Annotated in this window: 21 protein-coding genes; 6 read left to right on the top strand and 15 right to left on the bottom strand. The window is 38.8% G+C overall.

Annotation, left to right across the window (positions count from 1 at the left end; genetic code table 11):
- Window positions 1-3: 3 nt before the first annotated feature.
- The 4 genes from qoxC to L8T27_RS01380 all read right to left on the bottom strand — a co-directional run bounded on the left by qoxC (window position 4) and on the right by L8T27_RS01380 (window position 6022).
- A complete protein-coding gene (gene qoxC / locus L8T27_RS01395) occupies window positions 4-603 on the bottom strand; it encodes a cytochrome aa3 quinol oxidase subunit III (protein ID WP_245399827.1) in 600 nt (199 codons plus the stop codon).
- Window positions 603-2558, bottom strand: coding sequence for a cytochrome aa3 quinol oxidase subunit I (qoxB, locus tag L8T27_RS01390; RefSeq protein WP_233316883.1), 1956 nt, complete (start codon window positions 2556-2558; stop codon window positions 603-605). Before qoxB ends, qoxC begins: the two co-directional genes overlap by 1 nt.
- A complete protein-coding gene (gene qoxA / locus L8T27_RS01385) occupies window positions 2558-3502 on the bottom strand; it encodes a cytochrome aa3 quinol oxidase subunit II (RefSeq protein ID WP_233316882.1) in 945 nt (314 codons plus the stop codon). The genes qoxB and qoxA overlap by 1 nt, the downstream gene beginning before the upstream one ends.
- Before the next feature lie 423 nt (window positions 3503-3925).
- Window positions 3926-6022 carry a transglycosylase domain-containing protein gene (locus L8T27_RS01380; protein WP_237942202.1) on the bottom strand — a complete coding sequence of 699 codons (2097 nt, stop codon included), beginning with the start codon at window positions 6020-6022 and terminating at the stop codon, window positions 3926-3928.
- A 209-nt stretch (window positions 6023-6231) separates the two neighbouring features.
- On the opposite strand from L8T27_RS01380, the gene L8T27_RS01375 reads away from it, so the two are divergent.
- Window positions 6232-6357: a hypothetical protein gene (locus tag L8T27_RS01375; RefSeq protein WP_233316881.1), complete on the top strand. Its 126-nt coding sequence runs from the start codon at window positions 6232-6234 to the stop codon at window positions 6355-6357.
- A gap of 81 nt (window positions 6358-6438) precedes the next feature.
- Here L8T27_RS01375 and L8T27_RS01370 read toward each other — a convergent pair whose 3' ends face one another.
- The 6 genes from L8T27_RS01370 to L8T27_RS01345 form a co-directional block, all read right to left on the bottom strand.
- Window positions 6439-7296 carry a glycosyltransferase family 8 protein gene (locus tag L8T27_RS01370; protein WP_233316880.1) on the bottom strand — a complete coding sequence of 286 codons (858 nt, stop codon included), beginning with the start codon at window positions 7294-7296 and terminating at the stop codon, window positions 6439-6441.
- Between the two features lie 113 nt (window positions 7297-7409).
- Window positions 7410-8558 carry a mannitol-1-phosphate 5-dehydrogenase gene (locus L8T27_RS01365; protein ID WP_233316879.1) on the bottom strand — a complete coding sequence of 383 codons (1149 nt, stop codon included), beginning with the start codon at window positions 8556-8558 and terminating at the stop codon, window positions 7410-7412.
- A 1-nt stretch (window position 8559) separates the two neighbouring features.
- Window positions 8560-8991, bottom strand: coding sequence for a PTS mannitol transporter subunit IIA (locus L8T27_RS01360; RefSeq protein ID WP_233316878.1), 432 nt, complete (start codon window positions 8989-8991; stop codon window positions 8560-8562).
- The gene (locus L8T27_RS01355) at window positions 8979-11093 is read right to left on the bottom strand and encodes a BglG family transcription antiterminator (RefSeq protein WP_237940572.1); all 2115 of its coding nucleotides are present in this window, start codon (window positions 11091-11093) and stop codon (window positions 8979-8981) included. The genes L8T27_RS01360 and L8T27_RS01355 overlap by 13 nt, the downstream gene beginning before the upstream one ends.
- A gap of 207 nt (window positions 11094-11300) precedes the next feature.
- The gene (locus tag L8T27_RS01350) at window positions 11301-12761 is read right to left on the bottom strand and encodes a PTS mannitol transporter subunit IIBC (protein WP_237940571.1); all 1461 of its coding nucleotides are present in this window, start codon (window positions 12759-12761) and stop codon (window positions 11301-11303) included.
- 248 nt (window positions 12762-13009) lie between these two features.
- Window positions 13010-14317: a hemolysin family protein gene (locus L8T27_RS01345; RefSeq protein ID WP_237940570.1), complete on the bottom strand. Its 1308-nt coding sequence runs from the start codon at window positions 14315-14317 to the stop codon at window positions 13010-13012.
- A gap of 616 nt (window positions 14318-14933) precedes the next feature.
- On the opposite strand from L8T27_RS01345, the gene L8T27_RS01340 reads away from it, so the two are divergent.
- The 4 genes from L8T27_RS01340 (at window position 14934) to L8T27_RS01325 (ending at window position 18342) form a co-directional block, all read left to right on the top strand.
- Window positions 14934-15497: a tyrosine-type recombinase/integrase gene (locus L8T27_RS01340; protein ID WP_233316874.1), complete on the top strand. Its 564-nt coding sequence runs from the start codon at window positions 14934-14936 to the stop codon at window positions 15495-15497.
- 21 nt (window positions 15498-15518) lie between these two features.
- Window positions 15519-16025, top strand: a complete 507-nt coding sequence (locus L8T27_RS01335) for a cation:proton antiporter regulatory subunit (protein ID WP_233316873.1) — start codon at window positions 15519-15521, stop codon at window positions 16023-16025.
- Window positions 16025-17251: a cation:proton antiporter gene (locus L8T27_RS01330; protein ID WP_233316872.1), complete on the top strand. Its 1227-nt coding sequence runs from the start codon at window positions 16025-16027 to the stop codon at window positions 17249-17251. The genes L8T27_RS01335 and L8T27_RS01330 overlap by 1 nt, the downstream gene beginning before the upstream one ends.
- Window positions 17252-17328: 77 nt before the next feature.
- Window positions 17329-18342 carry an AI-2E family transporter gene (locus tag L8T27_RS01325; RefSeq protein WP_233316871.1) on the top strand — a complete coding sequence of 338 codons (1014 nt, stop codon included), beginning with the start codon at window positions 17329-17331 and terminating at the stop codon, window positions 18340-18342.
- A 35-nt stretch (window positions 18343-18377) separates the two neighbouring features.
- Here the strand turns inward: L8T27_RS01325 and ilvD are convergent, their stop codons facing one another.
- The gene (gene ilvD, locus L8T27_RS01320) at window positions 18378-20054 is read right to left on the bottom strand and encodes a dihydroxy-acid dehydratase (protein WP_233316870.1); all 1677 of its coding nucleotides are present in this window, start codon (window positions 20052-20054) and stop codon (window positions 18378-18380) included.
- A gap of 293 nt (window positions 20055-20347) precedes the next feature.
- On the bottom strand, window positions 20348-21247 hold the full coding sequence (locus L8T27_RS01315) for an aldo/keto reductase (protein WP_233316937.1): 900 nt from the start codon (window positions 21245-21247) through the stop codon (window positions 20348-20350).
- Between the two features lie 240 nt (window positions 21248-21487).
- On the opposite strand from L8T27_RS01315, the gene L8T27_RS01310 reads away from it, so the two are divergent.
- Window positions 21488-22120, top strand: coding sequence for a VanZ family protein (locus L8T27_RS01310; RefSeq protein WP_237942200.1), 633 nt, complete (start codon window positions 21488-21490; stop codon window positions 22118-22120).
- Between the two features lie 30 nt (window positions 22121-22150).
- Here L8T27_RS01310 and murB read toward each other — a convergent pair whose 3' ends face one another.
- The 3 genes from murB to L8T27_RS01295 all read right to left on the bottom strand — a co-directional run bounded on the left by murB (window position 22151) and on the right by L8T27_RS01295 (window position 25674).
- Window positions 22151-23065, bottom strand: a complete 915-nt coding sequence (murB, locus tag L8T27_RS01305; protein ID WP_233316869.1) for a UDP-N-acetylmuramate dehydrogenase — start codon at window positions 23063-23065, stop codon at window positions 22151-22153.
- Between the two features lie 147 nt (window positions 23066-23212).
- Window positions 23213-24034 (bottom strand): ABC transporter ATP-binding protein, encoded by an 822-nt coding sequence (locus L8T27_RS01300; protein WP_237940569.1) that lies wholly within the window; start codon window positions 24032-24034, stop codon window positions 23213-23215.
- 50 nt (window positions 24035-24084) lie between these two features.
- Window positions 24085-25674 (bottom strand): histidine kinase N-terminal 7TM domain-containing diguanylate cyclase, encoded by a 1590-nt coding sequence (locus L8T27_RS01295; RefSeq protein WP_237940568.1) that lies wholly within the window; start codon window positions 25672-25674, stop codon window positions 24085-24087.
- Window positions 25675-25777: the final 103 nt, after the last annotated feature.

The raw sequence follows: 25777 nt of genomic DNA, 5'->3' as shown, positions 1-25777 counted from the left end.
CTATTACACCATCCTTGCTAGATAAACGAATGTGAAGATAAAGATCCACACAACGTCTAAAAAGTGCCAATATAAGCTGATAATAAACGTTTTACGCGCAGTCGTAGGTGTCAATCCACGTTTAACTAATTGAATAATAACTGCAATTGCCCAGCCGATACCGATAGAAACGTGAAGTCCGTGTGTTCCTAACAGTACAAAGAAGCTTGAGAAATATGCGCTTGTCTGCATTTTCGCACCTTCATGAACATAATGGATGAACTCAGTCACCTCGAAGAATACGAAACCAGCACCAAGTAACAATGTAATAACAAGCCATGTTAACAAGCCTTTCAAGTTGTTGCGGCGCATATACCAGATAGCAATACCGCATGTGAAACTACTTGTTAACAGCAGCAATGTTTCAATCATAACGTCTTTTAGTATAAATAAATCTTTAGGAGTAGGTCCATCTGCGAATGCATTGTATAGAGAGCCATGTGCGGCGAACAATGATGCAAATAAGACTATTTCAGCACCCAAGAAAATCCAGAAACCGAAAATGTTCAGACGGTTCTGTTCCGTTTGGTACTCCAACGGTAAAGAAGTATCTACTTTAGCCATTATTTTTCACCCCTCCATGCACGCTCAATTTTCTTAACTTCGTCGACTTTTACGTGGTAACCTTCATCGTAATCGAAGGAACGTACAAGCAAGCCTACGAATATAAAGGCAGCTGCAATTGCTGCTAGAGGAATCCACTCAAATACCATGAAGAATCCGGCAGCTCCAAAGATTACACACATAATGAATGGAAGCCCTGAATTGCTTGGCATATGAATTTCTTCTAACTCGTCTTCTTTTAGAACTAACGCATCTTTATCTTTTTTCTTCATGTGCCAGAAAGCATCTAATGTTTTAACTTCAGGCAGTTGAGCAAAGTTATAGAACTGTACAGGTGAAGCTGTATGCCATTCTAATGTTCTTGCATCCCATGGATCTGTAGAGATATTGCGTTTTGCATAACGTGCACTCCAGTAGATGTTGTACACTAATACTGCGAAACCAGCTGCTAGAATCAATGATCCTACTGCTGAAACTGCGAATAACGGTGCAAATCCTGATTCTGCAGAGAACGTGTAAGAACGTCTAACTGCACCTTTAAGGCCAAGGAAGAACATTGGCATGAATGTTACGTTGAAACCGATATTAAATAACCAGAAATGCCATTTTCCAAGACGTTCGTTCAATGCATGACCGAACATCTTTGGCCACCAGTAATAGAATCCAGCAAATACTGCGTATACTACCCCAGGAATCAACACATAATGGAAGTGAGCCACTAGGAATAACGTATTATGGTATTGATAGTCAGCTGCAGCCATTGCAAGCATAACCCCTGTTACCCCACCGATAGTGAAGGTTGGAATAAATGCAAGTGACCATAGCATTGCAGTCGTAAATTGGATACGACCTTTTCTCATGGTAAACAACCAGTTGAAAATCTTAACCCCGGTCGGAACCGCAATCAGCATTGTTGTAATAGAGAATACGGAGTTAACGACAGGTCCAGATCCCATTGTGTAGAAATGGTGAACCCAAACAACGAAACTCAAAATCGCAATACCAACAATGGAAATAATCATAGATTTATAACCATATAATGTTTTTCTTGAGAACGTAGAAATAATTTCTGAGAACATACCGAAAGCCGGCAGGACAACAATATATACTTCTGGATGTCCCCATAGCCAGAATAAGTTGTTCCAAAGCATTGCATTTCCTCCGCCAGAAACAGTGAAGAAATGTGTACCGAACATACGGTCAAATGTCATCAATGCTAATGCAACTGTAAGGATTGGGAATGCAAAAATGATTAGGACGTTTGTCAATAACGCAGTCCATGTAAACATAGGCATTTTCATTAATGTCATGCCTTTAGTACGCATTTTCAGGATTGTGACAACAAAGTTAATACCTGTCATCAATGTACCTGCCCCGGCAATCTGCAAGGCAATTGCGTAATAGTTGTTACCTACCCCAGGTGTGAACTCCTTACCTGCAAGCGGGAAGTACGATGTCCAACCAGCATCTGGTGAACCACCGACTACGAAAGAAATATTGAAAAGCATTGCTCCAGCGAAAGTCAGCCAGAAGCTTAATGCGTTCAGCTGCGGGAATGCAACGTCACGCGCTCCGATTTGCAACGGAATAACAACGTTCATAAGACCAATTAAAGCAGGCATCGCCATGAACAAGATCATGATAACACCATGTGTTGTAAATACTTCATCATAGTGCTGTGCATCCAGGAACTTCATGTCTGGTGCCGCTGTTTGTGTTTTCATCATTAATCCATCAATACCGCCGCGGAAGAACATCAATACCGCAACAATGATGTACATTATACCAATACGTTTATGATCGACAGTTGTGATCCACTCATCCCAAAGGTAACGCCATTTTTTCAAGTACGTGATTAGAACAACAGCACCAATCATCGTCAATGCGATACCGATTTGGGAACCGAGGATCAACGGATCTCCTTGTACAAGGATTTCATTCCATTTAATGTCCATCAATGCTCACCCCCATCAGTTTTCTCTTCGCTGTCTGCATCTTCATGATCGAAGATTTTACCTTGATAACCATGAACTTTGTACAATTCAGGGTTCAAGTAGTAGTTAGAAGTTCCGCCTTTTCCATGGTCAATCCACTCTAAATGAGTATTAGAGAATGTCATGCGCCCTAGATGAGTCGGCTTCAACAATTCTTTATATTTATCTTCTGTCAACTTAGGTGCAGTATCTTTAACTTCATCAACCCAAGCATCGTAATCGTCTTGTGTTTCAGCTTCTACGTTGAATTGCATCTCTGCATATCCTTTACCGTTGAAGTTTGTATTTTGTCCTAAGTATTCTCCTGTATGATCTGCAACTAAGTACAACTCAGTTTCAGCTCCATACATTGTGTACTTTTGCCCAGCAAGCTGTGGAACCCAGAAAGATTGCATTGTTCCAGCAGAAGTCAATTTGAACTCAATCGGAACACCAGCAGGAATTTTTACATAGTTAACAGTTTCAATTCCTTCTTCCGGATAGCTGAAAATCCATTTCCAATCTGCAGATGTTACATTAATCACAACTGGTTCTTGATCTTCATAATTCTTCGGAATATCCTCTACTGCATAAATAGTTTTAACAGTTGGGATAGTCAAAGCAATGATAATTAAGAAAGGAATAACTGTCCAGACAATTTCAAGCACTGTGCTTCCGTGCTCCTCTGGCGGCTCATAGCCTTCGTTTTCCGGTTTAGCGCGGTATTTCCAAACAATGTACGCGAACAAACCAAAAACAACTAGTACGATAATTGTCATAAAAATAAGCGACCAGTTGATCAAATCCATTAAGCTCTTAGCAACAGGGCCCTTAGGATCAAAAACAACCATGCTTTCACAGCCGCTCAGTACAAAAATTGGCAAAATCGCTAGAAGTGATAATAACAAGCCTTTTTTTGACTTCAATTTAGTGCATCTCCTTCCAATTTAACTTTAAATGTTAAAATATTCACAGAATGTTCAAGATTTAGACATAGAACATTCATTTTAAATAGGTAAAATATCTATTATTACTACCTGTATGATGATATCATATCTCGAAGCCTGTAAATGTGACAAAAATCGTAAGGATAAATTTACCAATTGTCATAATTGATTTACCCCTAAATCTAGCAAACATTTTCCAAGAAGATACCAACTCAGTAATTATAGCAGATGTGGCTATGAAAATCTATGTCCATAAACTTGTCACATATACTTTTTTAAAAGGATATTGAACCATTTTTAGCCAAACTAAACGCTTCTATTATATATACTCTTTTTTTCCTTTAAAAATTGGCACAAATCATATAAAGGAGGCTGGAACATTGTGTTCCAGCCTCCTTTATTTTATTGACCCATTATTTCATTCCATTTATTCTTGAGCTTATCACTGATGATGCCTGCGTCCTCTTTCATTTCATCCAATACTTGGCCCCATTTGGAAGAATTCTCTTCAATGGTAGTCTGTATCTCTTTCGCTTTTTCCTTGATTGCTTCTTTTGTTTCCTCTACTTTCTGTGTTCGCTCAGTCTTGCCAGCAAGCTGGTCACTTACAGATATTACAGAGAAATTTTCTGGTTCTACATACTGTACTGCTTGATCCATAATCGTTTTAAAAATCGGCACAACATCTCCAGAGCTTTTACTCTTTAAATAATGCTGCTCATCTGTTTTATCATACCCAAGCCACATCGCTCCAACTAGATTTGGTGTATAGCCTACAAACCATTGATCCTTTGTGCCAGACAGATTAGCATTGTCTAATTGAGTCGAGCCTGTTTTCCCAGCAATCTCAAAGCCTGTAACCTTTGCTCCTTGGCCTGTTCCTGAATCTATAACATCCAGCAGCATCGAGGTCATATCCTCTGCGACGGATTTTGATGTTACTTTAGTCGACTTCGACTTATACTCTGCAATCACATTGCCTGTCGGTCCGACGATTTTAGTGATTAAATGTCCTTCCATCCGAACGCCATCATTCGGAAATGTTGAGTACGCTTCTGCCATCTGCAGCGGCGACACTCCCTCATACATTCCTCCAAGCGCAATACCTAAATATTTATCTTCTTTCTCATCATATGGAATGCCGAATCTATTTAATGCATCCAGCCCTTTATCAATGCCAATTTTATCTAAAAGCCAAACAGCAGGAACATTTAAGGACTTCTCTAACGCCTCATACATTGGCACTTCTCCTTGATATGTTTTCGAGAAGTTTTGCGGCTCATAGTTACCCTTTTTAAACGGCTCATCCTTCAAAATGGAGGTTGTCTTATAGCCCTGTTCCAATGCGGGGGTGTAAACTGCCAGCGGCTTCATTGTCGAACCAGGCTGCACCTTAATTTGTGTAGCTCTGTTTAATCCTCTGAAGACTTGTTCGCCTCTGCCTCCAACAAGACCTCTTATACCGCCTGTCTCGGGGTCGAGCAGCACAGCCCCGCCCTGTGCGCTTGTTCCATCACTGCTCGATGGGAAAAGCGAATCGTTTGCAAATGTTTTTTCAAGTGTTGATTGGAGATTCTGGTCCATTTCTGTATAAATTTTATACCCTCTAGTCAGAATTTCCTCTTGAGTAAGACCATACTCGGAAATTGCTTCACTTATAACGGAATCAACAAAATAAGGATAATCTCTGTCAATGAACGAACCTCCGCCGTCCTCTAGAACAATCTTTTCAGCGACAGCATCCTTATATTCATCTTCTGTAATGACATTTTCTTCTTTCATTTTCCCTAACACTACATTTCTTCGCTTGATGGCACCATCATAATTTTTGTACGGATCAAGAGAAGATGGAGCCTGTAAAAGCCCTGCAAGCAATGCTGCTTCGCTTATGGAAACATCCTTGATATTCTTGTTGTAATATTTTTTGGCTGCTTGATCAATACCCCAAGCACCGCTGCCAAAATAAACATGATTTAAATACATCTGCAGAATTTCATCCTTGCTGTAGTGCTTCTCTATTTCCACAGCCAAAAACAATTCCTCTGCTTTTCGTTTGTATGTTTGTTCAGAAGATAACAGTGCATTTTTTGTCAGCTGCTGGGTGATCGTGCTGCCCCCGCCTGTTATACTTCCAGCAAGCAGGTTTTTAAAAAACGCTCGCGTTATCCCTTTCAAATCAAAGCCATTATGGCTGTAGAACCGCTCATCTTCAATAGAAACGACTGCACCCGGTACATAGTCCGGCACATCCTTAAGCTCAATGCCTTCTGTCCGTTCTGTCTTTATCTCCGTTGCCTCGTCGCCGTCTTTATCATAAATAACAGTAGCTTGGCTAAGCCCAGCCTTCAACGTACTTACATTTGCCTGACTTGCTAAATACATAAAATATAATATAGAAACTAGAACAAATAATAACAATGCTAAAAGAAGAATTTGTGTTAAATGTCTTCTTTTCCAAAACCGCCAGAACATCTCCAGCAGGGATTTGATTTTCTCCATCATTTTACCCTTTCCTTTGCTTATTTCTCTATACTTTCTATTTAGACGTATTTCCGTCTTAAATTGTTGCATCTCATTTAATAAAAACTATATGCTCTTTCTTCTGCAAATACAATATTTATTATAGCCAAAATACAGGACTCTGCCTCATTTTGGCTTGTTTATATACACTTATTGCAGGGAATAGATAAGAAAAAGGAGTGATAGATATGAAAAAAATGATACGTACAGTCATTAAATGGGCTCCTGTCATCTATCCTATCGTAAAAAAGATGATGGATAAAAAGAAGCAATCTAAAGGAAGTACTCGCTCTAGATCACGAATGCCTAACTAAATAAAAGACATTAAAAGAGGCCGAAACTTAAGTTTCGGCCTCTTCTATATAAAAAAAGCTGAATTTATCAGCTTTTTCCCTTTAAAAATTCTTAGCGCTTGTCCCTTGCTCTAATCCAGACGCTGTTTTAGCTAAGAAATGATAGTATGTCTTTTTATATGGATGAACATAGCCTTTAAGCCACGGTTTTTCCTCTCCGCAGAAATGAACGATGGCAGGTTTGCTAAAGGCTTCTTGCTTTTTAATTTCATCTATAAACTCTAATCTCCTCTGTTTTAACAATAAATACGCCTGAGCATTCCATTTTGGATGAAGCTCCAGCCACTTATTGCAAAGCAATGTATTAAGAATATCTTGGTCATGGTATTCTAGCTGCTCATCTGTTGCATTCTTAATATACTCAAAGGCTTTCTCTGTAATTTGGTTCTCACGCCAGTTTTTTAAGTCGATAAGCATGATACCAGCATTGAAATAATTGGCTTCCTCACTGACACCGAGTGTTGCTAATCTGTCATGAAGTCCACAATCTATTACAGCCGCAGCTATGTTTGGAGAAATATCCTGATCATAAATGGAAGAGACATCTTCAAGCACAACAGTGTCGCTGTCAATATAAAGCACCTTTTCAATATCTGGTTCTGAAATTAAATCAGGAATGGAAATACGATAATAGGAGGCTTTTGTGATATGTCTGCTTTCGACTGCATTTTCATATTGTTTTGGATCGACGTCCAGGAATTGTATGGAAGTTTGGTACGGGGCCACAGTGTTTTGCAGCCATTGTTTGTTCTTCTCCGTTATGCCGCCATTAAGGACATACAGCTGCACCTTTCTGTTTTTTTGTGTGTTTTCTAGAAGTGAGACAAACATTACTCCTAGATGGGGAACATAATTATCATCTGTTGAAGAAACTACATGGATAGTCTTGCTAGAATTCATTACTACTCGCTCCTTTCTATTTGCTAATAATTTACCCTTGTCCAAATTCAGTGAAACCTCTTGGAAAATAATACAAATAAAGCCGCCCATTAAAGGACAGCTTTCTAAACAATTTATTGCATTTCTTTGTAAGCAGCAGAGACAGCACCAACTAATTGATTGTCTAAAGGCAGTCCGGAAACTTCACTGAATGCTTGTTCCACACCTTTATCCAAAATTAATTCTTTCAACTCAACTGACTCTTGGTCTTCTCCAGAGAAAAACAGCAGAGCCGATGCCATAACTTCTACTAAACCAGCAGGCTTTTCTTTAAACAATTCTATATATTCCATTGCCGGTGCAACCAGACGGTCATTACGGCTTAGCTTACGAAGCGGAGAACGTCCAACCCTTTTCACATCGTCAACGATATGAGGGTTTGCAAATCTGCCAATAATTTTTTGGATATATTTTTGATGCTCATCCTTGTCGAACTTGTATTTTTCAACAAGTACTTTTCCAGTCTCACTCAATACTTGCAGCACTTTTTCCTCAACATCTTTATGTTCGATTGTTTCAGATATAGTTTTATAATCTTTTCTGTTACCTAAATAAGCTGTAGTAGCATGACCAGTATTAACTGTGAAAAGTTTTCTTTCAATATAAGCAGTCAGATTCTCAACAAAATGCGCATCTGGAATTACAGGCTTTTCGCCTTTAATTTTTGTTTCATCAATAACCCACTCAAAAAATGGCTCTACAAGAACATCAAGCAGCTTTTCATTCGACTGGTTCGGAACAATTCGATCCACTGCAGAATCAGGGAATCCGATATATTCTTCAGCCCAAGTCTTTTCTTCATCATTTAAGTGCTCAAACACGAATTTTTTTAATTCTGTGCTGCCGCCTATCATGTTTTCACATGCGATAATATTTAAGAATGAACCATCATTTGCTTTTCTTGCTTTTAATCCGTCTGCAATCAATGGTGCAATGAACTTAAGGATGTTCGGACCGATAGCAGTTGTTACTAAATCAGCTGAAGCTATTTCCTCGACAGCCAGCTGAGGGTTCGCCTTACTGTTAATGCCTTTAATATTCGAAACTGTAAATTCATCCTTCGCATCGTTCGCAAGGAGAACTCGGTATGTTCCCTCTTGATTTATTTCATCAATAATTTTTTCATTTACATCCACAAAGTGAACTTCATAATTTGATTGATGTAACAAGAGACCGATAAAGCCTCTCCCAATATTTCCTGCTCCAAAATGGATAGCTTTCATATTAGTTAACCTCGCTTAGAATTGAAATGATTTCCTCTTCTGATTTTGCTTGTACAAGCTTTTCTACATTTTCTTCTTCAGAACATACGATAGCGATTTGAGAAAGGATTTCCAAATGCTCTCCATCTTTTCCTGCAATACCAACAAGCAATTTAACAATATTGCCGTCACCAAAATCTACACCATTTGGGACTTGCACTACAGAAAGACCTGATTGAAGAACAGCTGCTTTCGCTTCATCTGTACCGTGAGGGATTGCTAGGAAGTTCCCCATGTAAGTGGACGACATCTCTTCTCTTTGAAGCATCGCTGGAATATAATCTGCTGATACATAGCCTTGATCTACCAAGATTTGACCAGCTAATTTAATAGCTTCCGTTTTTTCAGATACATTGCTGTTTAAGATGATGTTTTCTTTTTTTAATATAGACATTTTGTTGCCTCCTGATTTGTATGAATATAGTTTTTTAAGTATTGGTTGCTTATGAAATGTGCCAACTCTTCTTTTGACCCCTTTTCAAACATCCTGATGCTTGTTTGCGACTGGATTATAAGGGAACTGATAAAGCTCAGCAATTCTAAAGTGGACGAAGCAAGATCGAATGGTGCTAAGAGCAGCAAAATCCTTGTAACTTTTTCGCTTCCGCCATTCATCGCCTTTAATTCAAAAGCATTTGTTGTATTTATTATATTAAAAGATGGAAACGCCACTGAATTGCTTCTTGTATGATAAAGAGCAAGTGTTGTATCTGGAATGGCTAAGCCTCCTATCTTTTCTCTTGCCTGGAGTGACTGTAACACTTCTGAAGCATCTGTGATAGAATCTTTTTGCTTAAGCTTTTCCAGCCCATCTTGTAATAACCTAGATAAATCAGCATTAGTAGCTGCTTCCCACACTTCGAAACTTTTGAGCAGATTGGCAAGAACTGTGACTTGCTTTCCTAACTGATCAAAATGCTCAAAGCTTAAGGATAATATCTCCATCCCATCAACAGCTGGATCAGCTGATTCTGTTAATTGTCCACCTTTTTCCTGTAAGTAGTTTTTGACAATCTCGAGTTCCTGATTCGTTAAAATCGGACTTACCACAAAATAATCTCTGTTGATTTCCTCAATCGGGATAGTAGAAAGAATGGCATCATAATCATCAAGGGTAATGTTTTTCAATTCAAACACAGATGCTGTTTTTATTTCAGACAGCCCTGGTATTTCATTGCCGATTTTGGTGGCAAGCATTTTTGATGTACCAATTCCACTTGAACAAATAATTAAAACCCTTAATTTAGTCGTAAGCTGCTTGGAATTCAACGCTGCCCCAAAATGAAGAACTAAATAACCAATTTCCTCATCTGGAATATGCAGTTTAGGTAATGTTAATTCTGCTGCTTTTTTTACAACTTTAAACAGGTCATGATAGTCCAATTTTATATCGCTTAGCAGCGGGTTGGAAATTCTCATTTTTTGTTTAAGCCTGTATAAAGCTGGCTTGAGATGCGCTAAAAGCCCTTGAGATAAGGTTTCATCTAATAATCTTGTATGAAGCAAATTTTCCACATTTTTTATTAAGCTCTGTACAATGACAGCGACCTCAATGTTTTCATCCTTTATCCCTATATCCTTGTCATAGCGAATTTTCGCTCCCCGCAAATGCATGGTTATATAGCCAATTTCTTCATCTGGTATTGCAACCTCAAAGGTCCGCTCCAGACGCATGGCGATTTTACGAGCGAATTCAAACTCTTTTGTTATCTTTAACTCGCTTAAGTAATCTTCCTGAAGAGTGATATTTTCTCCCCGCTGGATACGCTCCATCGCCAATGCAATATGGACAACCAGCCCTACATACGAACTGTCTGCCAGGCTGTAAGGAAGCTCTTCATTAATATCTTCAATGATTCCCTCAATCAGGATAATCTTTTCCTTATGAACGAGACCTAACAGCCGTTCTGAAATGGAATCTATTTTGTTGGTGGATTTCTTTTGGATATTGTCTCTGACCATCTTCAAAAATTCCGGCACATCAAATCTTTCTGAAATCAGACTTGTTATCGCCTTTCTTTTTGCATCTTCAGAACCCTCCAGCTCGATTCCATAGCCTCGTTTGCGCACAAGCCGCAAGTCGTATTCTTTTATGATCGGCTCCAGCTTATCCAAGTCATGACTGACCGTTGCCGTAGTCACACCCATATCATTTGCAAGGGAAAAGAGTTTCACAGGCTCCTTATTGTCTAACAGTGTACATAATGCGACGATAAGCCTTTCATCTGGGGTATATTCTGTAAAATCCTGCTTTAGGATGGTGACCCTTAATTGATAAATATCACCTTGTGTACCGATTACCTTTACTCCCACTCCTGCTTTTTTCTGCAACTTCAAATGAAATGCCTGCAGAACATCTTCAATATTCTTCAGGTCGCGATGGATTGTCCGCTCACTCACATTTACAATGTCAGCAAGCTGCTTAATGGTGACATCCTCTTTCATATCTTCAAGCAAAAATTGCAGAATCAGTCTTTCTCTCGCAGAAATAACCATGCCATATCACCTTGTTTTCTTGACATAATTTAATTATAAGTAAGTAATTGCTTGGATTCAAACAGTTGTTATAGCATTTTTTTCACACTCAATGTTGCCATTATTAAATATTAGATCATAAAAATCATTTTGTTTATATTACCCACTTTTAATCCTTTTACAACATAAATAAGAGCATCACCATTTTAGGCGATACTCCTTTTATCATTATTTCAAGTTATTGATAATCTCATCATATTTAGGGCTGTTCATAAAGTTTTCTACAGACACATGGTGTGCATCTGGAAGCTTCGCAACTGCACGATCTGTTAAATCTTTATGTGTGATAACAAGATCTGCATCACTTGGAAGGTTGGCAATCGATGTATTTGTTACATCCACACCTTCAATGCCTGCTTTTTTCACTTTATTACGCATGATAGAAGCACCCATTGCACTTGAACCCATTCCTGCATCACAAGCAAAGATGATTTTCTTAACACTGTGGTAATCGAAGTCTGCAGCTTTGTTTGTTGCTTCAGCAGCTTCAACAGAAGCATCAGCACCAGTAGCTGCACCAGTAACTGCACCGGCAACAGTGCTCTTTTTACCTTTAAGCTCTTGCATTTTATCAGCAGCAGCGTTGATGTCTTCTGCTTCGCCTTTGCTTGTTTTCAATACGATTGCACCGATTACAAAGGAAACAACGGTTGCAACGATTACACCAGCTAATACTCCTAAATGCTCACCTTTTGGAGACAATGCCATAATGGCAATAATGCTTCCTGGTGATGGTGTTGCTACAAGTCCTGCATTGAATAATGTGAATGTGAACACACCACTCATTCCTCCACCGATAACTGCCAATAGCATTGCAGGCTTCATCAGGATGTAAGGGAAGTAAATCTCATGAATACCACCTAAGAAGTGGATAATAGCTGCACCTGGTGCAGTTTGTCTAGATGTGCCTTTACCGAAAATGCTATAAGCCAACAAGACACCAAGACCTGGTCCTGGGTTTGCTTCTAATAAGAATAGGATTGATTTCCCTACTTCTTTTGCTTGGTCTACACCGATTGGTCCAAGAATACCTTGGTTGATTGCATTGTTCAAGAACAATACTTTAGCTGGTTCAATAATAATGCTCGCAAGTGGAAGTAGATTAACATCAACGATGAACTCCACTCCGTTTGAAAGCATTTGGCTGATCGCTTCAACAACAGGTCCTACAAACTTAAATGCAAGAATAGTAATAATTGCTCCTAGAATACCTGCTGAGAAGTTGTTTACTAACATTTCAAAGCCTGCTTTTACTTTACCTCTGAACAGATCGTCAACCTTTTTGATTAAATATCCGCCAAGAGGACCCATAACCATTGCCCCAAGGAACATCGGTATATCTGAACCGACGATAACCCCCATCGTTGCAATTGCACCGACAACGCCCCCGCGGACATCATATACCATTTTACCGCCAGTATAACCGATTAATAATGGCAGCAAGTACGTAATCATAGGATCAACTAATTTTGCCAAATCTTCATTAGGAAAATATCCTTTAGGTATAAAAAGTGCTGTGATGATTCCCCAAGCGATAAATGCGCCGATATTCGGCATTACCATTCCGCTCAAGTGACTTCCGAAACGCTGTATTTTAACGCGAAAACCTTTATTATTTTCGTTAGACATTAATTGTTCACCCCTTATTCTTTCTAACCTTAATGATAAAGCGGTTTCAGCTTCGTTACAATTTAAACTAAGCATAACTTTGACGGACACAATGTTGACATAATTAAATAGAATGATTCTTTTCCAATTATTAGTTTAAAAAAATACCTATTATTGGATTTATTTACTGTTTTAAACTGTTAACTTACAATCTGCTGTTATTTTCCGCAAAAAAAGAGGACTTCATGCACACTGAAGTCCTCTTTTTATTAAATTGTTTCTTTTTCAAAAGCAGATTTAAATACTTCAATGAAATGAATATGATGTTCCTCAATACTTTTCAGCTTGAAGATAAAACCTTCTTCCTCAATTTCATCACCTTCGACCGCTTCAAAATTATTTGTCAAGAACCAGCCGCCAATTGTATCAACTTCTTCTTCTGACAGATGAATGCCAAGCAGGTCATTAACTTCACTGATTAGTACTTTACCGCTTAAGATATAGTGATTTTCTTTCAGCTTGCGAATTTCTGCAACTTCATCTTCATCGAACTCATCGCGGATATCACCAACGATTTCTTCTAATATATCCTCTGCTGTAACAATACCAGAAGTACCGCCATATTCATCTAACAAAATTGCCATATGGGTTCTTTCCTTCTGCATTTTAATAAGCAAATCGCGAATAGGTATTGTCTCAATAACGCGGATAATCGGCTTCATGTATTTCTCCAGGTCCATCTGTTCCTTCTCTTGGATCCTTGCCGTCAAGAATTCTCTAATGTTGATTAGACCAATAACATTGTCTTTATCACCATTCACTAATGGATAACGAGTATAGTTTTCCTCTTCCAGAATGTCCATGATTTCATCAAAAGTATTGTCTACACTGATTGTGACCATTTCTGTACGGGGAACCATAATTTCCTTCGCTATTCTTTCATCGAATTCAAAAATATTGTTCACGTATTTTAATTCATTTTTATTTATTTCACCGCTCTTATAACTTTCAGACATTAAAATGCGGAGTTCTTCCTCCGAATGGGCTAGCTCATGCTCTGAGGCAGGCTTTAGGCCAAACATTCCAGTCAAGACACGGGCAGATCCGTTCAAAAGCCAAATAAACGGGTACAGAAGTCTGTAGAACCAAATAATTGGCGGAGCAAAAAGCAAGGTAATCGTTTCTGCTTTTTGGATAGCAACTGTTTTCGGAGCAAGCTCCCCAACTACAACATGTATAAAGGTTACAGATATAAAGGCTATCCCAAAAGACAGGATTGTCGAAAGTGATCCAGATATATGAAGCTTTTCGAATACCGGATGAAGGATTGCTTCCACCGTCGGCTCACCAATCCACCCTAATCCGAGCGCTGTAACTGTAATACCAAGCTGACACGCAGATAAGTATTCATCCAGATGAGTAGTTACCCTTTTCGCCGCTAAAGCTCCTTTTCTTCCTTCCGCAACCAGTTGATCTATCCTCGATCCTCTTACTTTGACGATCGCAAACTCCGTTGCAACAAAAAATCCTGTAAAAGCTATAAGTATTGCGAATAAAATTAAATTAAAAATTTCCAATGAACAGCCTAAAAAGGCTTACACCTCCTGATATTATAAGAAAATTAGCTTAAAAGCAGCAATGCCTGCAAAGAAGGAAATACACTCATGTGAATAGTATTTCTAACTTCCTTCTTTTTATGTCGGGCGGCCATTCTCCCCTTTTTCCTCAATGGATATTACGGCCATACCCTTTTTTGTGCTCATTTCATACCTTGATCTCTTTTAGATTTAAGCTATTTTCCTTCGATCACTTCCTATATAATGATGAAACTTTTTTTAGCAAGTTCATCGAAATCGGCAACTTGTTAGCAAATGGATGGAGAGACCTAGGTTCGTGTAATGATTAATAGTTCGTTTTGTTATTAGGAAATCAATCTTTAATTGCACAGCCCCATTTCTTCCACCCCCTCAAAAAACTTTTTACTTTAATGAAATAATTATATAGTCGAACACAAATAATATTCAAGAAAAAAACCTTTTCTACCTCTTTATATGAAGCAGCAGTTCTAGCTTTAACAGCAGAACAACGTTTACATTTGACTGACCATCTATTATGACCTATAATAGAGTTATGTTACTCAATACTATGTTTTTTATATGTTGAGTTACATTAAATCCAAAGGAGCAAAAGAAAATGGAAGTTGTAGAGGCAATAAAGGACTTAAAGCAAATAAACAGTATGAAACGCTATTTAAAGAAGCAGTCTGAACGGGACTACTTGCTGTTTTTGCTTGGCATCAATACTGGTTTGACGATTACGGAGCTACTGGATATCCGCATCTCTGATCTTCTCGAAGAGGCAGGTATTCGCGATTTCTACACAATTAAAAAGGATGATCTTCGGGATGAGCGCAAGGTTTATTTGAACCAAAAGGTTAAAAAGGAAATTCTTCACTATATCCAAGTGAGCCAGCTTCCACCGGAAAGCTATTTATTCCAATCGAAGAAATCCAAAAATCATTTAAGCAGACAGCAGGCATACCGGATTATTCATCAGGCTGCAGAAGCTTTAGGCATCGGCTCCAATATCGGTACTAACTCGATGCGAAAGACCTTTGGTTATCATGCTTACAAGCGAGGTGTTGCCATTTCGTTATTGCAGAGGCACTTTAACCATTCTACAAAACAAGAGACATACAAGTTCCTTGGGATTAACAAAGAAGAGGTAACCACTCCTCGCATTGATGTAAACCTATAAATTATTAAGGAGGAAAGAAAGATGAATATCAGAGAGACTGAACTCCCTGGCATTGGAAAAAAATTCGAACTAGTAACCAAAAATAACGATAAGGTAGTTATCGTCATTCACGATGACGGCAGACGAGAGGTTTATCATTTTGATGATGACGATCATGAGGAAAGCATTTCTAGCGTGACATTCAACGATTTAGAGTCGAGGCAAATCGCCGGTATATTAGGTGGTTTAGCATACAAACCTAAAGCGCTTGAAACGATTGAGATGGCATTTAACGACCTCATTATTGAATGGTATAAAGTAGAGCGTGAATCGAGAGCTGCTAATCATACAATCGGAGATATGGATATCCGCAACAATTACAATGTAAATGTTATCGCTATCATGAAAAAAGGAGCAGATAAGATGTTAAGCCCTGGACCTGAAACATTAGTTGAGGCAGGCGATACACTTGTCATTTCCGGTGAAAGACAGCATTTAAAAAGATTAATACTTGAGCAACTGACAAAAAGCACTGGAGGTGACACTTAATGGATCACTTAGTTTTTGAAGTTGGTACCGCACTGCTTCTAGTTGCCCTTGCAGCCATATTGGCAGGCAAATTGAAGTTCTCCATTATCCCATTTTTAATCATTGTCGGCATGCTGGTTGGTCCCCATGCACCCCACTTCGGAATAATTGACCTGAGATTCATTGAAAGTGCCGAAATCATTAACTTCATGGGCAGAATCGGAGTTTTATTCCTCTTGTTCTATTTAGGGCTGGAATTCTCCGTTGGCAAGCTGATTAAATCAGGTCGCTCTATTGTCACTGCCGGCACGATATATATAGTAATCAACTTCTCATTAGGTCTTTTATACGGATTCTTGAATGGTTATGACCTAATCGAGGTACTAATCATTTCAGGTATTATCACTATTTCCTCTAGCGCAATAGTCGCAAAGGTTCTTGTCGATTTGCGCAGAACAGGTAATGCAGAGACAGAGCTTATCTTAGGAATAATCATGTTCGAGGATATTTTCCTTGCTGTTTATTTATCTGTCATTTCCGGACTCGTTATGGGCGACTCCACATCAATTGGTGGAACGCTGATCAGCATCGGAACTGCTCTAGGATATATGCTGCTATTTTTCATTATCGCTCGCAAAGGCGCACCTTTATTAAATAAGTTGCTTGATATTTCCTCAAACGAAATCTTTATCATCGTTATCTTTGCAGCACTATTTTTTGTTGCTGGCTTCTCAGAAACAATTCACGTTGCAGAAGCAATTGGCGCATTGCTATTAGGGCTTGTTTTCTCTGAAACAGAACACAGCCACCGCATAGAACAACTTGTTGTTCCGTTCCGCGACTTTTTTGGAGCTATCTTCTTCTTTAGCTTCGGTTTGACAATCGATCCATTCGAATTAGGCGGTGCAGTCTGGTTTACTCTTGGTGCTGTCATCCTGACTATTTTCGGAAACTTCATTGCAGGTATGATTGCCGGACGAAGAACAGGTTTGTCCCACAAAGCATCAGCCAATATCGGCTTAACAATTGTTTCCCGCGGTGAATTCTCCATCATCGTCGCTAACTTAGGCATTGCCGGCGGTCTTATGCCAATGCTGAAGCCATTCTCTGCTCTTTACGTGTTAATACTTGCCATTTTAGGTCCTTTGCTCACAAAGGAATCAACGAAAATATTCAATTTACTGAACAAAATTTTCAAATGGAAAAAAGTTGACACAAAAAAGAAAAAAACCAGTCAAATATCGTAAGTTTTTGTTATGATATTCTCCCATATAAGGTAGAATTAAGGTAAAGAAGTATAACAATAAGGGTCAGGAGAAGGAGAATGGAGTTAGTAAACAAATTAATAGCAAATAAAAGCGCAAAGCGCATCGTCATTTTCGGGTTGCTTATTTTAGGGATTTACTTTTTAAGAAGCATGATCAATTTGATGCTTTTCACCTTTATCCTTTCATTTCTAATGGATAGGCTGGAAAAAATCATCTCCAAAAAAATACCGATTAAACGAAACATCATTGTTAGCCTGCTTTACCTCATAACAATCAGCTTACTATCTTACGGCTTCATTAAGTATTTGCCGATGCTTATCGAAGAAATTACAGCGTTGGTCAGACAGCTGATGGATTTCTATTCCCAGCCTCACGATAATGCCGTCTTGAATTATATTGTAAAGGCAATTCAAGCTAGGGATATTGACAGTTATTTAGAACAAGGACTTGGGGTTATCGTCGTTTACTTTACGACAATCAGCCATTTCAGCATTCAGTTTTTGCTCGCGATTATTTTAAGCTTTTTCTTTCTGCTGGAAAAACCAAGACTTCTTAAGTACAAAGAAAACTTTAAAACAAGCAAAATTGCTGCTTTTTACAACGAAATAGCTTTCTTCGGAAAGAAGTTCGTACTGACTTTCGGAAAAGTTTTGGAAGCACAATTCATTATTGCATTAGTTAATTGTATTTTAACAACAATCGGTTTATGGATTTTAGGATTCCCGCAATTGCTCGGTCTGTCGATTATGGTCTTCCTTTTCGGTTTGATACCAGTTGCAGGGGTTGTCATATCTCTCATTCCACTTTTGACAATAGGTTATACGATTGGCGGTTATATGTATATCATTATCCTCATCGTTTTCATTTGCATCATTCATGCATTAGAGGCCTATGTTCTGAATCCTAAACTAATGTCTTCTAAAACAGACTTGCCTGTATTCTTTACATTTATTGTCTTGATTTTCTCAGAGCACTTCTTCGGAGTCTGGGGATTAATTCTTGGTATACCGGTATTTGTCTTCCTGCTCGATATCCTTCAAGTGCAAAGCATTCATACGGAGGAAGAATAAAAAAAGTCGATGGCATATGCCATCGACTTTTTTTATTAGATTTTCATGATTCCGCCAGTGCTTGCAGATGTAACCAATTTAGAATAACGGGCAAGATAACCTGTTTTAACTTTTGGTTCGAACCCTTTCCATTCTGACTTCCGTCTTTCCCATTCCACATCATCAACGATAACATCCATTGAACGGTTTTCGATATCAATAACGATGTGATCACCATCTTCAACAAATGCCAGCGGACCGCCTTCAGCAGCTTCCGGAGAAGCATGGCCGATTGACAAACCACGGGATGCTCCAGAGAAACGCCCATCGGTTACTAATGCCACTTTCGGCCCAAGACCCATGCCCACAATCTGTGATGTCGGGGCAAGCATTTCCGGCATTCCCGGACCACCCTTCGGTCCTTCATAGCGAATGATTACAACATGACCAGCCTGTACCTTGCCTTTAGAGATACCTTCAAGAGCATCCTCTTGTGACTCAAATATAATTGCAGGTCCTTCATGTCTAGTAATACCGTTTTGCACACCGCCTGTTTTGATGATTGCGCCATCCGGAGCCAGGTTGCCGAACAATACTGCCAAGCCGCCCTTTTCTGTATGCGGGTTATCAATTGGACGGATAACATCATAATTCTGCACTTCACAACCAGCAATATTTTCACCAAGTGTCCTGCCTGTTACAGTTAATGTATCTAAATGAAGAGCATCCTCTTTTTTCGACAGCTCATTAAGCGCTGCTGAAACTCCGCCTGCTTCATGCAAATCTTCAATATGCACATCAGAGGATGGAGCCAATTTCGACAGATGCGGCACCCTGTTTGCCACTTCATTAATTCTTTCCAGCGGATAATCAATACCTGCTTCATTAGCCAATGCCAATGTATGCAAGACAGTGTTTGTTGAACCGCCCAATGCCATGTCCAACGCAAAGGCATTATCGATTGCCTTTTCTGTCACGATATCTTTTGGCTTAATATCTTTTTCAATTAGAGTCATAAGCTGCTTGGCAGATTTTTTCACGAATTCTTTGCGCTCTGGTGCCACAGCCAAAATAGTACCATTACCCGGCAATGCCAGTCCTAAAGCTTCTGCTAAACAGTTCATAGAATTAGCTGTAAACATGCCTGAACATGAACCGCAAGTCGGACAGCCAAATTGTTCTAATTCAAGCAACCCTTTATCATCAAGCTTGCCTGATTGATATGCTCCTACTCCTTCAAATACGGATGATAGGGAAATCTTTCTGCCATCACTAGTAACCCCTGCTTTCATAGGACCGCCGCTGACAAACACGGTTGGAATGTTTAGACGCATTGCAGCCATCATCATTCCTGGTGTGATTTTGTCACAGTTAGGGATACATACCATACCATCAAACCAGTGAGCTGAAACTACTGTTTCAATGGAGTCTGCAATGATTTCTCGGCTCGGAAGCGAATATCTCATTCCAATATGCCCCATAGCAATACCGTCATCCACACCAATCGTGTTCATTTCAAACGGTACGCCACCTGCTTCTCTAATTGCTTCTTTTACAATTTTTCCGAACTCCTGTAAATGGACATGACCTGGAACAATATCAATATATGAATTCACTACAGCGATAAATGGTTTATTAAAATCCTCTTCTTTTACACCAGCTGCACGCAATAGGCTTCTGTGCGGAGCGCGGTCAAACCCCTTTTTGATCATGTTGCTTCTTAACTCTGCCACTTTTACCCCTCCATTTTCCGATTAAAACGAATTATCTGTATATTTAAACTTTAAATCATTGTAACACTATCATAGAAAAATTGGTATAATTTCTTCTCAACGTTTTTCAGAAAAAATATATCAGCTTAAAACCAGCAAGTAATTATGACCTTCGTTACACCACGCGTTAAATATACTAACATGAAGGAGAATACGAGGATATCCCCGACTTATTCTGTTTCGAGTTTTACTATTTCGAAATAATATCAACCGGAACAAAAAGAGCACCCTATGTAAAGGATGCTCCTTATCTATCAAGAAAAGATTCTACTGATACTTGCTATCTCTTCATTTGTTAAAGTGACTTCTAATGTCCGTAAGTTGTTTTGCAGTTGAGCGACCGTTTTCGCTCCTGGAATAATGACATCTACTGCCTGCTGCTCTAACAGCCAAGCAAGTGCCAAATGTGTTGCTTCAAATCCTTTCTCTTCAGCCAGCTTTTTTAACTGGTCAACTTTTTCGAGATTTTTAAGGAATGCATCTCCTTGGAAAAGCGGATCTTTTGCACGAATATCATCAAATTTAGCATCTTTAGAGAATTTACCTGTCAAAAGCCCTGATGCCAAAGGAAAATAAGGGACAAAGCTTATCCCATTTTCCGCACAATACGGTAAAAAGGAATGTTCTGCTTCCCTTTTTAACAGCGAATACTCTCCTTGAAATACTTCCAAGTAGCCATCCTTGTTAAATTCCTTTAGTTGTTCTTCATTTAAGTTAGATGCACCGACTGCTCCGATTTTACCTTCATCCTTTAATTCCTTTAAAGTGCCTGCCACTTCGGCCAGTGGAGTAACACCATCTGGATAATGAACATAAAACAAATCAATAAAATCTGTCTGCAGTTTTTTTAAGCTTTCCTCTACTGAATCTCGCAAAAATTGACGGCTATTATCGAGAACAATCTTGCCGTCGACTGCTTTATGGGCAGCTTTGCTGGCAATAACCACTTTATCTCTAATTCCCCGTTCTTTGAGCACTTCTCCGATTAGCTCCTCTGATTTCCCCAGCCCATAAATAAACGCAGTATCTATAAAGTCTACTCCTGCATCTAAGGCTGCATTCACTACTTCCTTACCAGTTTCATCTTTTAAGTTTGGAAATAAATTATGCCCTCCAACTGAGTTTGCTCCATACCCTAGCTTTGTGACGTTCATTGATGTTTTCCCAATTTGAACTTTACTACTCAAAATGTTCCATCTCCTTATTTCCAAATTCGGGCTTCGTTCAGGAAATCACTAGATTCCTATGAAGAATATGACCCTTCTCTTTTATTATGGGAATCATTGGATAAATAGTAAAGCAATCTGCTTCTTTCATTTACGGCTTCTACTTTAATTTGCCTAGCCATATATATATAATATAGTTATAACACGAAAGGATTTTGAGTTTTGAAAGTGTACATACCGAAAAAGATTATTTTACTCACTTTTCTGGCCCTGTTATTTATTATTTGGATTCAGACAGATATCGAATTAACGCTCAATTTCCCAATAATCCTGCTAATGCTGGTGCCAGTTTGGATTTATTACAGAATATATCGCTCAAAGAAAAAGCAATTTGTTGCCGCAAAAAGAGAATGGATCGTCAATATCTTTTTTCTCTACTTATTAATGGTTATGTATGTGACATTGAATCCGTTCCATTTCACTCCACCCGGTAATAGAGAGAATATTAACTTGATTCCGTATGTGCAGATTCTTTATCAATATGAAAATAAGCCTCCAATATTTTGGATGCTTTATACACTTGGCAATATTATCATGTTTATTCCTTTTGGCATGCTGTTCCCGGCTATTTACCGCAGACGCTTCAAATGGCTTGCAACTGTATTTCTCGGGGCTGTTACTTCGCTTATCATTGAGGTTACACAATACTTCTTTACCGTAAACCGGGCTGCAGATATAGATGACTTTATTTTAAATGTTATAGGCAGTATGTTAGGATATATCCTATTTAAGATTCACCAAAAATTCACAACTAAGTATCCGCCGAAAATCCCTGTCATTCAAGTGATCAATAAAAAATAACCACACTGTAAAGTTCAGTGTGGTTATTTTTTATTTGTCTTCCCCAATGATTCTAACTTCTGTTTCTAAGTTAACATCATAATTCTCTTTGACTGTCTTTTGAACATGTTTGATAAGAGAAATATAATCATCAGCAGTTGCATTATCCACATTGACAATAAAGCCTGCGTGCTTTGTGGAAACTTGCGCTCCGCCTATTTTTGTTCCTTGAAGATTGCTGTCCTGTATCAGTTTCCCTGCAAAGTAGCCTGGAGGTCTTTTAAAGACACTGCCGCAAGAAGGATACTCAAGAGGCTGTTTTGATTCTCGCAAAAATGTCAGTTCATCCATTTTCGCCTTAATTTCTTCCTGTTTACCTGGTTGCAGTTTAAAAACCGCTTCTAAGACAACATAATGGTTCTTGGCAATATTGCTTGTGCGGTAACCTAAATCCAAATCCTCTTTACGTACTGAGATGATTTCCCCGGCACTAGTCAGAACAGTTGCACTCTCTAATACATCTGCAATCTCACCGCCGTAAGCCCCTGCATTCATATAGAGCGCACCGCCGATAGAGCCTGGAATTCCACAAGCAAATTCAAGACCAGTTAAGGAATGCTCAAGCGCGAATCGGGAAGTATCGATAAGTGCTGCTCCGCTCTCAGCAAATACTTTATCTCCTTCAAGCCGAATGGTCACAAGCTTCGTCAAGTTGAACACAACACCACGAATTCCTCCATCCTTTATAAGGACATTAGATCCATTCCCTAAAATCGTGATGGGAATTCCAGCCTCTAATGCTACTTTATAAGCATTCTGTAGTTGTTCAAACGTAGTCGGAAAAAGCAGGTAATCTGCCTTCCCTCCTATTTTTGTATACGTATATTGACTTAGCGGCTCATCTATCTTAACTTCATCTTCTGTCATTATCTGTAAGAACTTTTCTTTTACATCATAATTTTTCATAATCTCAACCTTCTGCTAATATTTCAATCCTTTTACCATTTACCATTGTATAACATTCTAACTGTTTGAAACAAAAACACTTATTGTTTTTATGTGAATTTTATATTTTTGTAACATTATATGAGTTAATTTGCTGTTTTATGCCTATCACCCTCGGGACAGCACCCCTGTATTTCTCATTTCTGCACCAAGCAAATCATAGGATAAACAGGCCGGCTTATTTGTCCTTGGATCTGTAACAATTTCTGCATCCACTTGAAAGACATCCTTTAAAACTTCTGCTGTCATGACTTCATTCGGGGTGCCTTCTTTTCTCAGCTTTCCTTTTTTCATGGCAATCATTTTATCAGAAAAACGGGAAGCATGATTAAGATCATGTATGACCATTACAATTGTTCTCTTTTCCTCTTCATTGAGCTTTTTAAGCAATTGCAGCACCTCAAGCTGATGTGCCATATCAAGATAGGTCGTCGGCTCATCCAATAGAAGCAGTTCTGTTTCTTGGGCAATTGCCATTGCAATCCACGCTCTTTGTCTTTGACCGCCTGATAACGTATCTACCTCTTGATACTTCCATTCAGTTAGACCTGTCACTTCAAGTGCCCAATCAATTATTTCTTTATCTTTTTCCCCTAACCGACCAAATCCCACTTGGTGAGGAGATCGTCCATAGGAAACGAGGTCATAAGTCGTTAATCCGCTTGGGGCATCTGGAGATTGGGGCAAAACCGCCATCTTTTTAGCGATTTTTTTGGTTGGAATCTTTTGAATAGCCTCACCATCTAAGTAAACAGCTCCAGCCTTCACCTTATTTAGTCTAGCCAGCGCTTTTAATATCGTTGACTTTCCGCATCCATTCGGTCCGATGATGGTTGTAATTTTACCTGTTTCAATTTCCAGGCTCAGCTGCTCGACAATGATTTTATCATCATAACCTATTTTCACATCTTTCGCTGAAAGGATATTCATTTGCGCTTTCACCCCTAGCCTATTTCGTATGTTAAGTCATTTAGTTCGTTTTAATGCGATATAAAGCTGTATTCCTCATATTCACTATTAATCCCGACATATACTCTGTTTCTGCCATTCCTTTTTGCTTCATACAGAGCAACATCAGCCTTTTCAACAAGCTCGCTTAAAGCAGCCTCCGGATGAGAGATGTTCTCCGTTGCTGCAACTCCAAAGCTTGCTGTAATAGCAATCTTTTCTGCTTTAGAGTAAAAACTCGAATTTTCAAGGCAACTTCTGATTGAATGGCCTATTTCAGCTGCTGATTCAAGGGAATATCCAGGGAGTAGCACAATAAACTCTTCTCCCCCATATCTTCCGAATAGCATGTCTTCTTTTAGCAGGCCTTGTGTGACAGACACAATATGCCGTAACGCATCATCACCAGCAAAATGTCCAAAAGTATCATTGATTCCTTTGAAATGATCTACATCAAAAAGCAGCAATGATGTATAATCCTGTGCACCTCTGTCCCGACTTATCACTTCCTTGGATTTCTCCATAAAAAAGGTGCGGTTATATATTTTTGTAAGGCCATCTTTATAGGCCAATTCTCGCAGCTGTTTCTGCACTACTTTTAGTTCTGTAATATCTATAATAACAATCGCTGTTCCCACAAGAATATGATTTCGTTTGTGAATCGGCGATATCCTTACTTGATAGTATTTCCCACTGTCTTTCCATTCCATCTCATATACAGTATCATCATTTATTATTCTGTCGCCAAATGCTAAAAGTCGGTCTCTGTCTTCCATTATATCATCAATTTGTTTTCCATTCTTCAAGGAAGGAAACAGCAGGGAAGCAAGCGGATTGAATTCAACTATTTTTCCAGACAAATCAAGAACAATGACTGCGTCCCTCATGCTTTCAAATAAATAATCTTTTGCAACAGGAGCCACTGTCAGCATATGTGTAGACATAATCGCCCATAGATACAACAAGCCTGTGATACCCATCACAATCGGTACAGGATCAATGCCATATGGTGTTAATCCTAATAAGTAGAGCAATGATGTTGTAATTGGCAATAAAATGCCGATTAAAAGTGTTAGTACCTGTTTCCAATGCTTTGTCTTCGACTTAATCCAATACCAAATTAAAATATTAGCTCCGGCAAACAAAGTGCCAAATGTGTAGCTTCCATGAACTACATACCATTGGCCTACTGTCATATCTAACAGTAAAGCACCATGACTTTGCACAAAATTAACTTGTTTATAAAATAAATGGTGAAAATCATTTGTTACGATAAAAAGAAAGGTGAGCACAGGGATGAGATAATACAAGAGCAAGGTTTTTCTGTTCAAATGCTTATCCAAGCCTATGTACTGCAAAACAAGAATCAAGGTCGCTGGAGCAGAAAACGGCATTCCTAAGTATTGAAACACAACCCAAAACATAATCCCTTTTCCTGTACTGCTCGTAAGCTCGAGCGCATGTCCGAATGCATAGATGGCTGAAAATAACGAAAGCCACGCAAACGTTCTAGTTCCCGCAAAAACATGTCTATTGGTATAGCCTATAAATGCCAATACAAGCTGTAAAACCCCACCAACCGTCATTATGACAATATATGTTAATATGATTTGGTCCATCATTTTTACTAGCCCCTATTCAGGTATTTTGACCTTACTTATTATATTAAATAAGTAAACTAACTTGCTACTAAAACTTGATAATACATAAAAGTGGAAATAATAC

It is taken from the genome of Niallia sp. Man26, from assembly GCF_022049065.2.
Lineage (GTDB): Bacteria > Bacillota > Bacilli > Bacillales > Cytobacillaceae > Niallia.
Note: the sequence above shows the minus strand (reverse complement) of the source record. Positions and strands in the feature narration are given on the sequence as shown.

Excerpts from the sequence above, each read along its gene's own strand:
- L8T27_RS01360 (WP_233316878.1), bottom strand. The coding sequence starts at position 8,991 with ATGTCTATATTAAAAAAAGAAAACATCATCTTAAACAGCAATGTATCT.
- L8T27_RS01370 (WP_233316880.1), bottom strand. The coding sequence starts at position 7,296 with ATGAATTCTAGCAAGACTATCCATGTAGTTTCTTCAACAGATGATAAT.
- L8T27_RS01325 (WP_233316871.1), top strand. The coding sequence starts at position 17,329 with ATGGAGTTAGTAAACAAATTAATAGCAAATAAAAGCGCAAAGCGCATC.
- murB (WP_233316869.1), bottom strand. The coding sequence starts at position 23,065 with ATGAAAAATTATGATGTAAAAGAAAAGTTCTTACAGATAATGACAGAA.
- L8T27_RS01335 (WP_233316873.1), top strand. The coding sequence starts at position 15,519 with ATGAATATCAGAGAGACTGAACTCCCTGGCATTGGAAAAAAATTCGAA.
- L8T27_RS01355 (WP_237940572.1), bottom strand. The coding sequence starts at position 11,093 with ATGGTTATTTCTGCGAGAGAAAGACTGATTCTGCAATTTTTGCTTGAA.
- L8T27_RS01365 (WP_233316879.1), bottom strand. The coding sequence starts at position 8,558 with ATGAAAGCTATCCATTTTGGAGCAGGAAATATTGGGAGAGGCTTTATC.
- qoxC (WP_245399827.1), bottom strand. The coding sequence starts at position 603 with ATGGCTAAAGTAGATACTTCTTTACCGTTGGAGTACCAAACGGAACAG.
- L8T27_RS01380 (WP_237942202.1), bottom strand. The coding sequence starts at position 6,022 with ATGGAGAAAATCAAATCCCTGCTGGAGATGTTCTGGCGGTTTTGGAAA.
- L8T27_RS01300 (WP_237940569.1), bottom strand. The coding sequence starts at position 24,034 with ATGAATATCCTTTCAGCGAAAGATGTGAAAATAGGTTATGATGATAAA.
- L8T27_RS01375 (WP_233316881.1), top strand. The coding sequence starts at position 6,232 with ATGAAAAAAATGATACGTACAGTCATTAAATGGGCTCCTGTCATCTAT.
- L8T27_RS01295 (WP_237940568.1), bottom strand. The coding sequence starts at position 25,674 with ATGATGGACCAAATCATATTAACATATATTGTCATAATGACGGTTGGT.
- L8T27_RS01330 (WP_233316872.1), top strand. The coding sequence starts at position 16,025 with ATGGATCACTTAGTTTTTGAAGTTGGTACCGCACTGCTTCTAGTTGCC.
- L8T27_RS01340 (WP_233316874.1), top strand. The coding sequence starts at position 14,934 with ATGGAAGTTGTAGAGGCAATAAAGGACTTAAAGCAAATAAACAGTATG.
- L8T27_RS01350 (WP_237940571.1), bottom strand. The coding sequence starts at position 12,761 with ATGTCTAACGAAAATAATAAAGGTTTTCGCGTTAAAATACAGCGTTTC.
- qoxB (WP_233316883.1), bottom strand. The coding sequence starts at position 2,558 with ATGGACATTAAATGGAATGAAATCCTTGTACAAGGAGATCCGTTGATC.
- L8T27_RS01315 (WP_233316937.1), bottom strand. The coding sequence starts at position 21,247 with ATGAACGTCACAAAGCTAGGGTATGGAGCAAACTCAGTTGGAGGGCAT.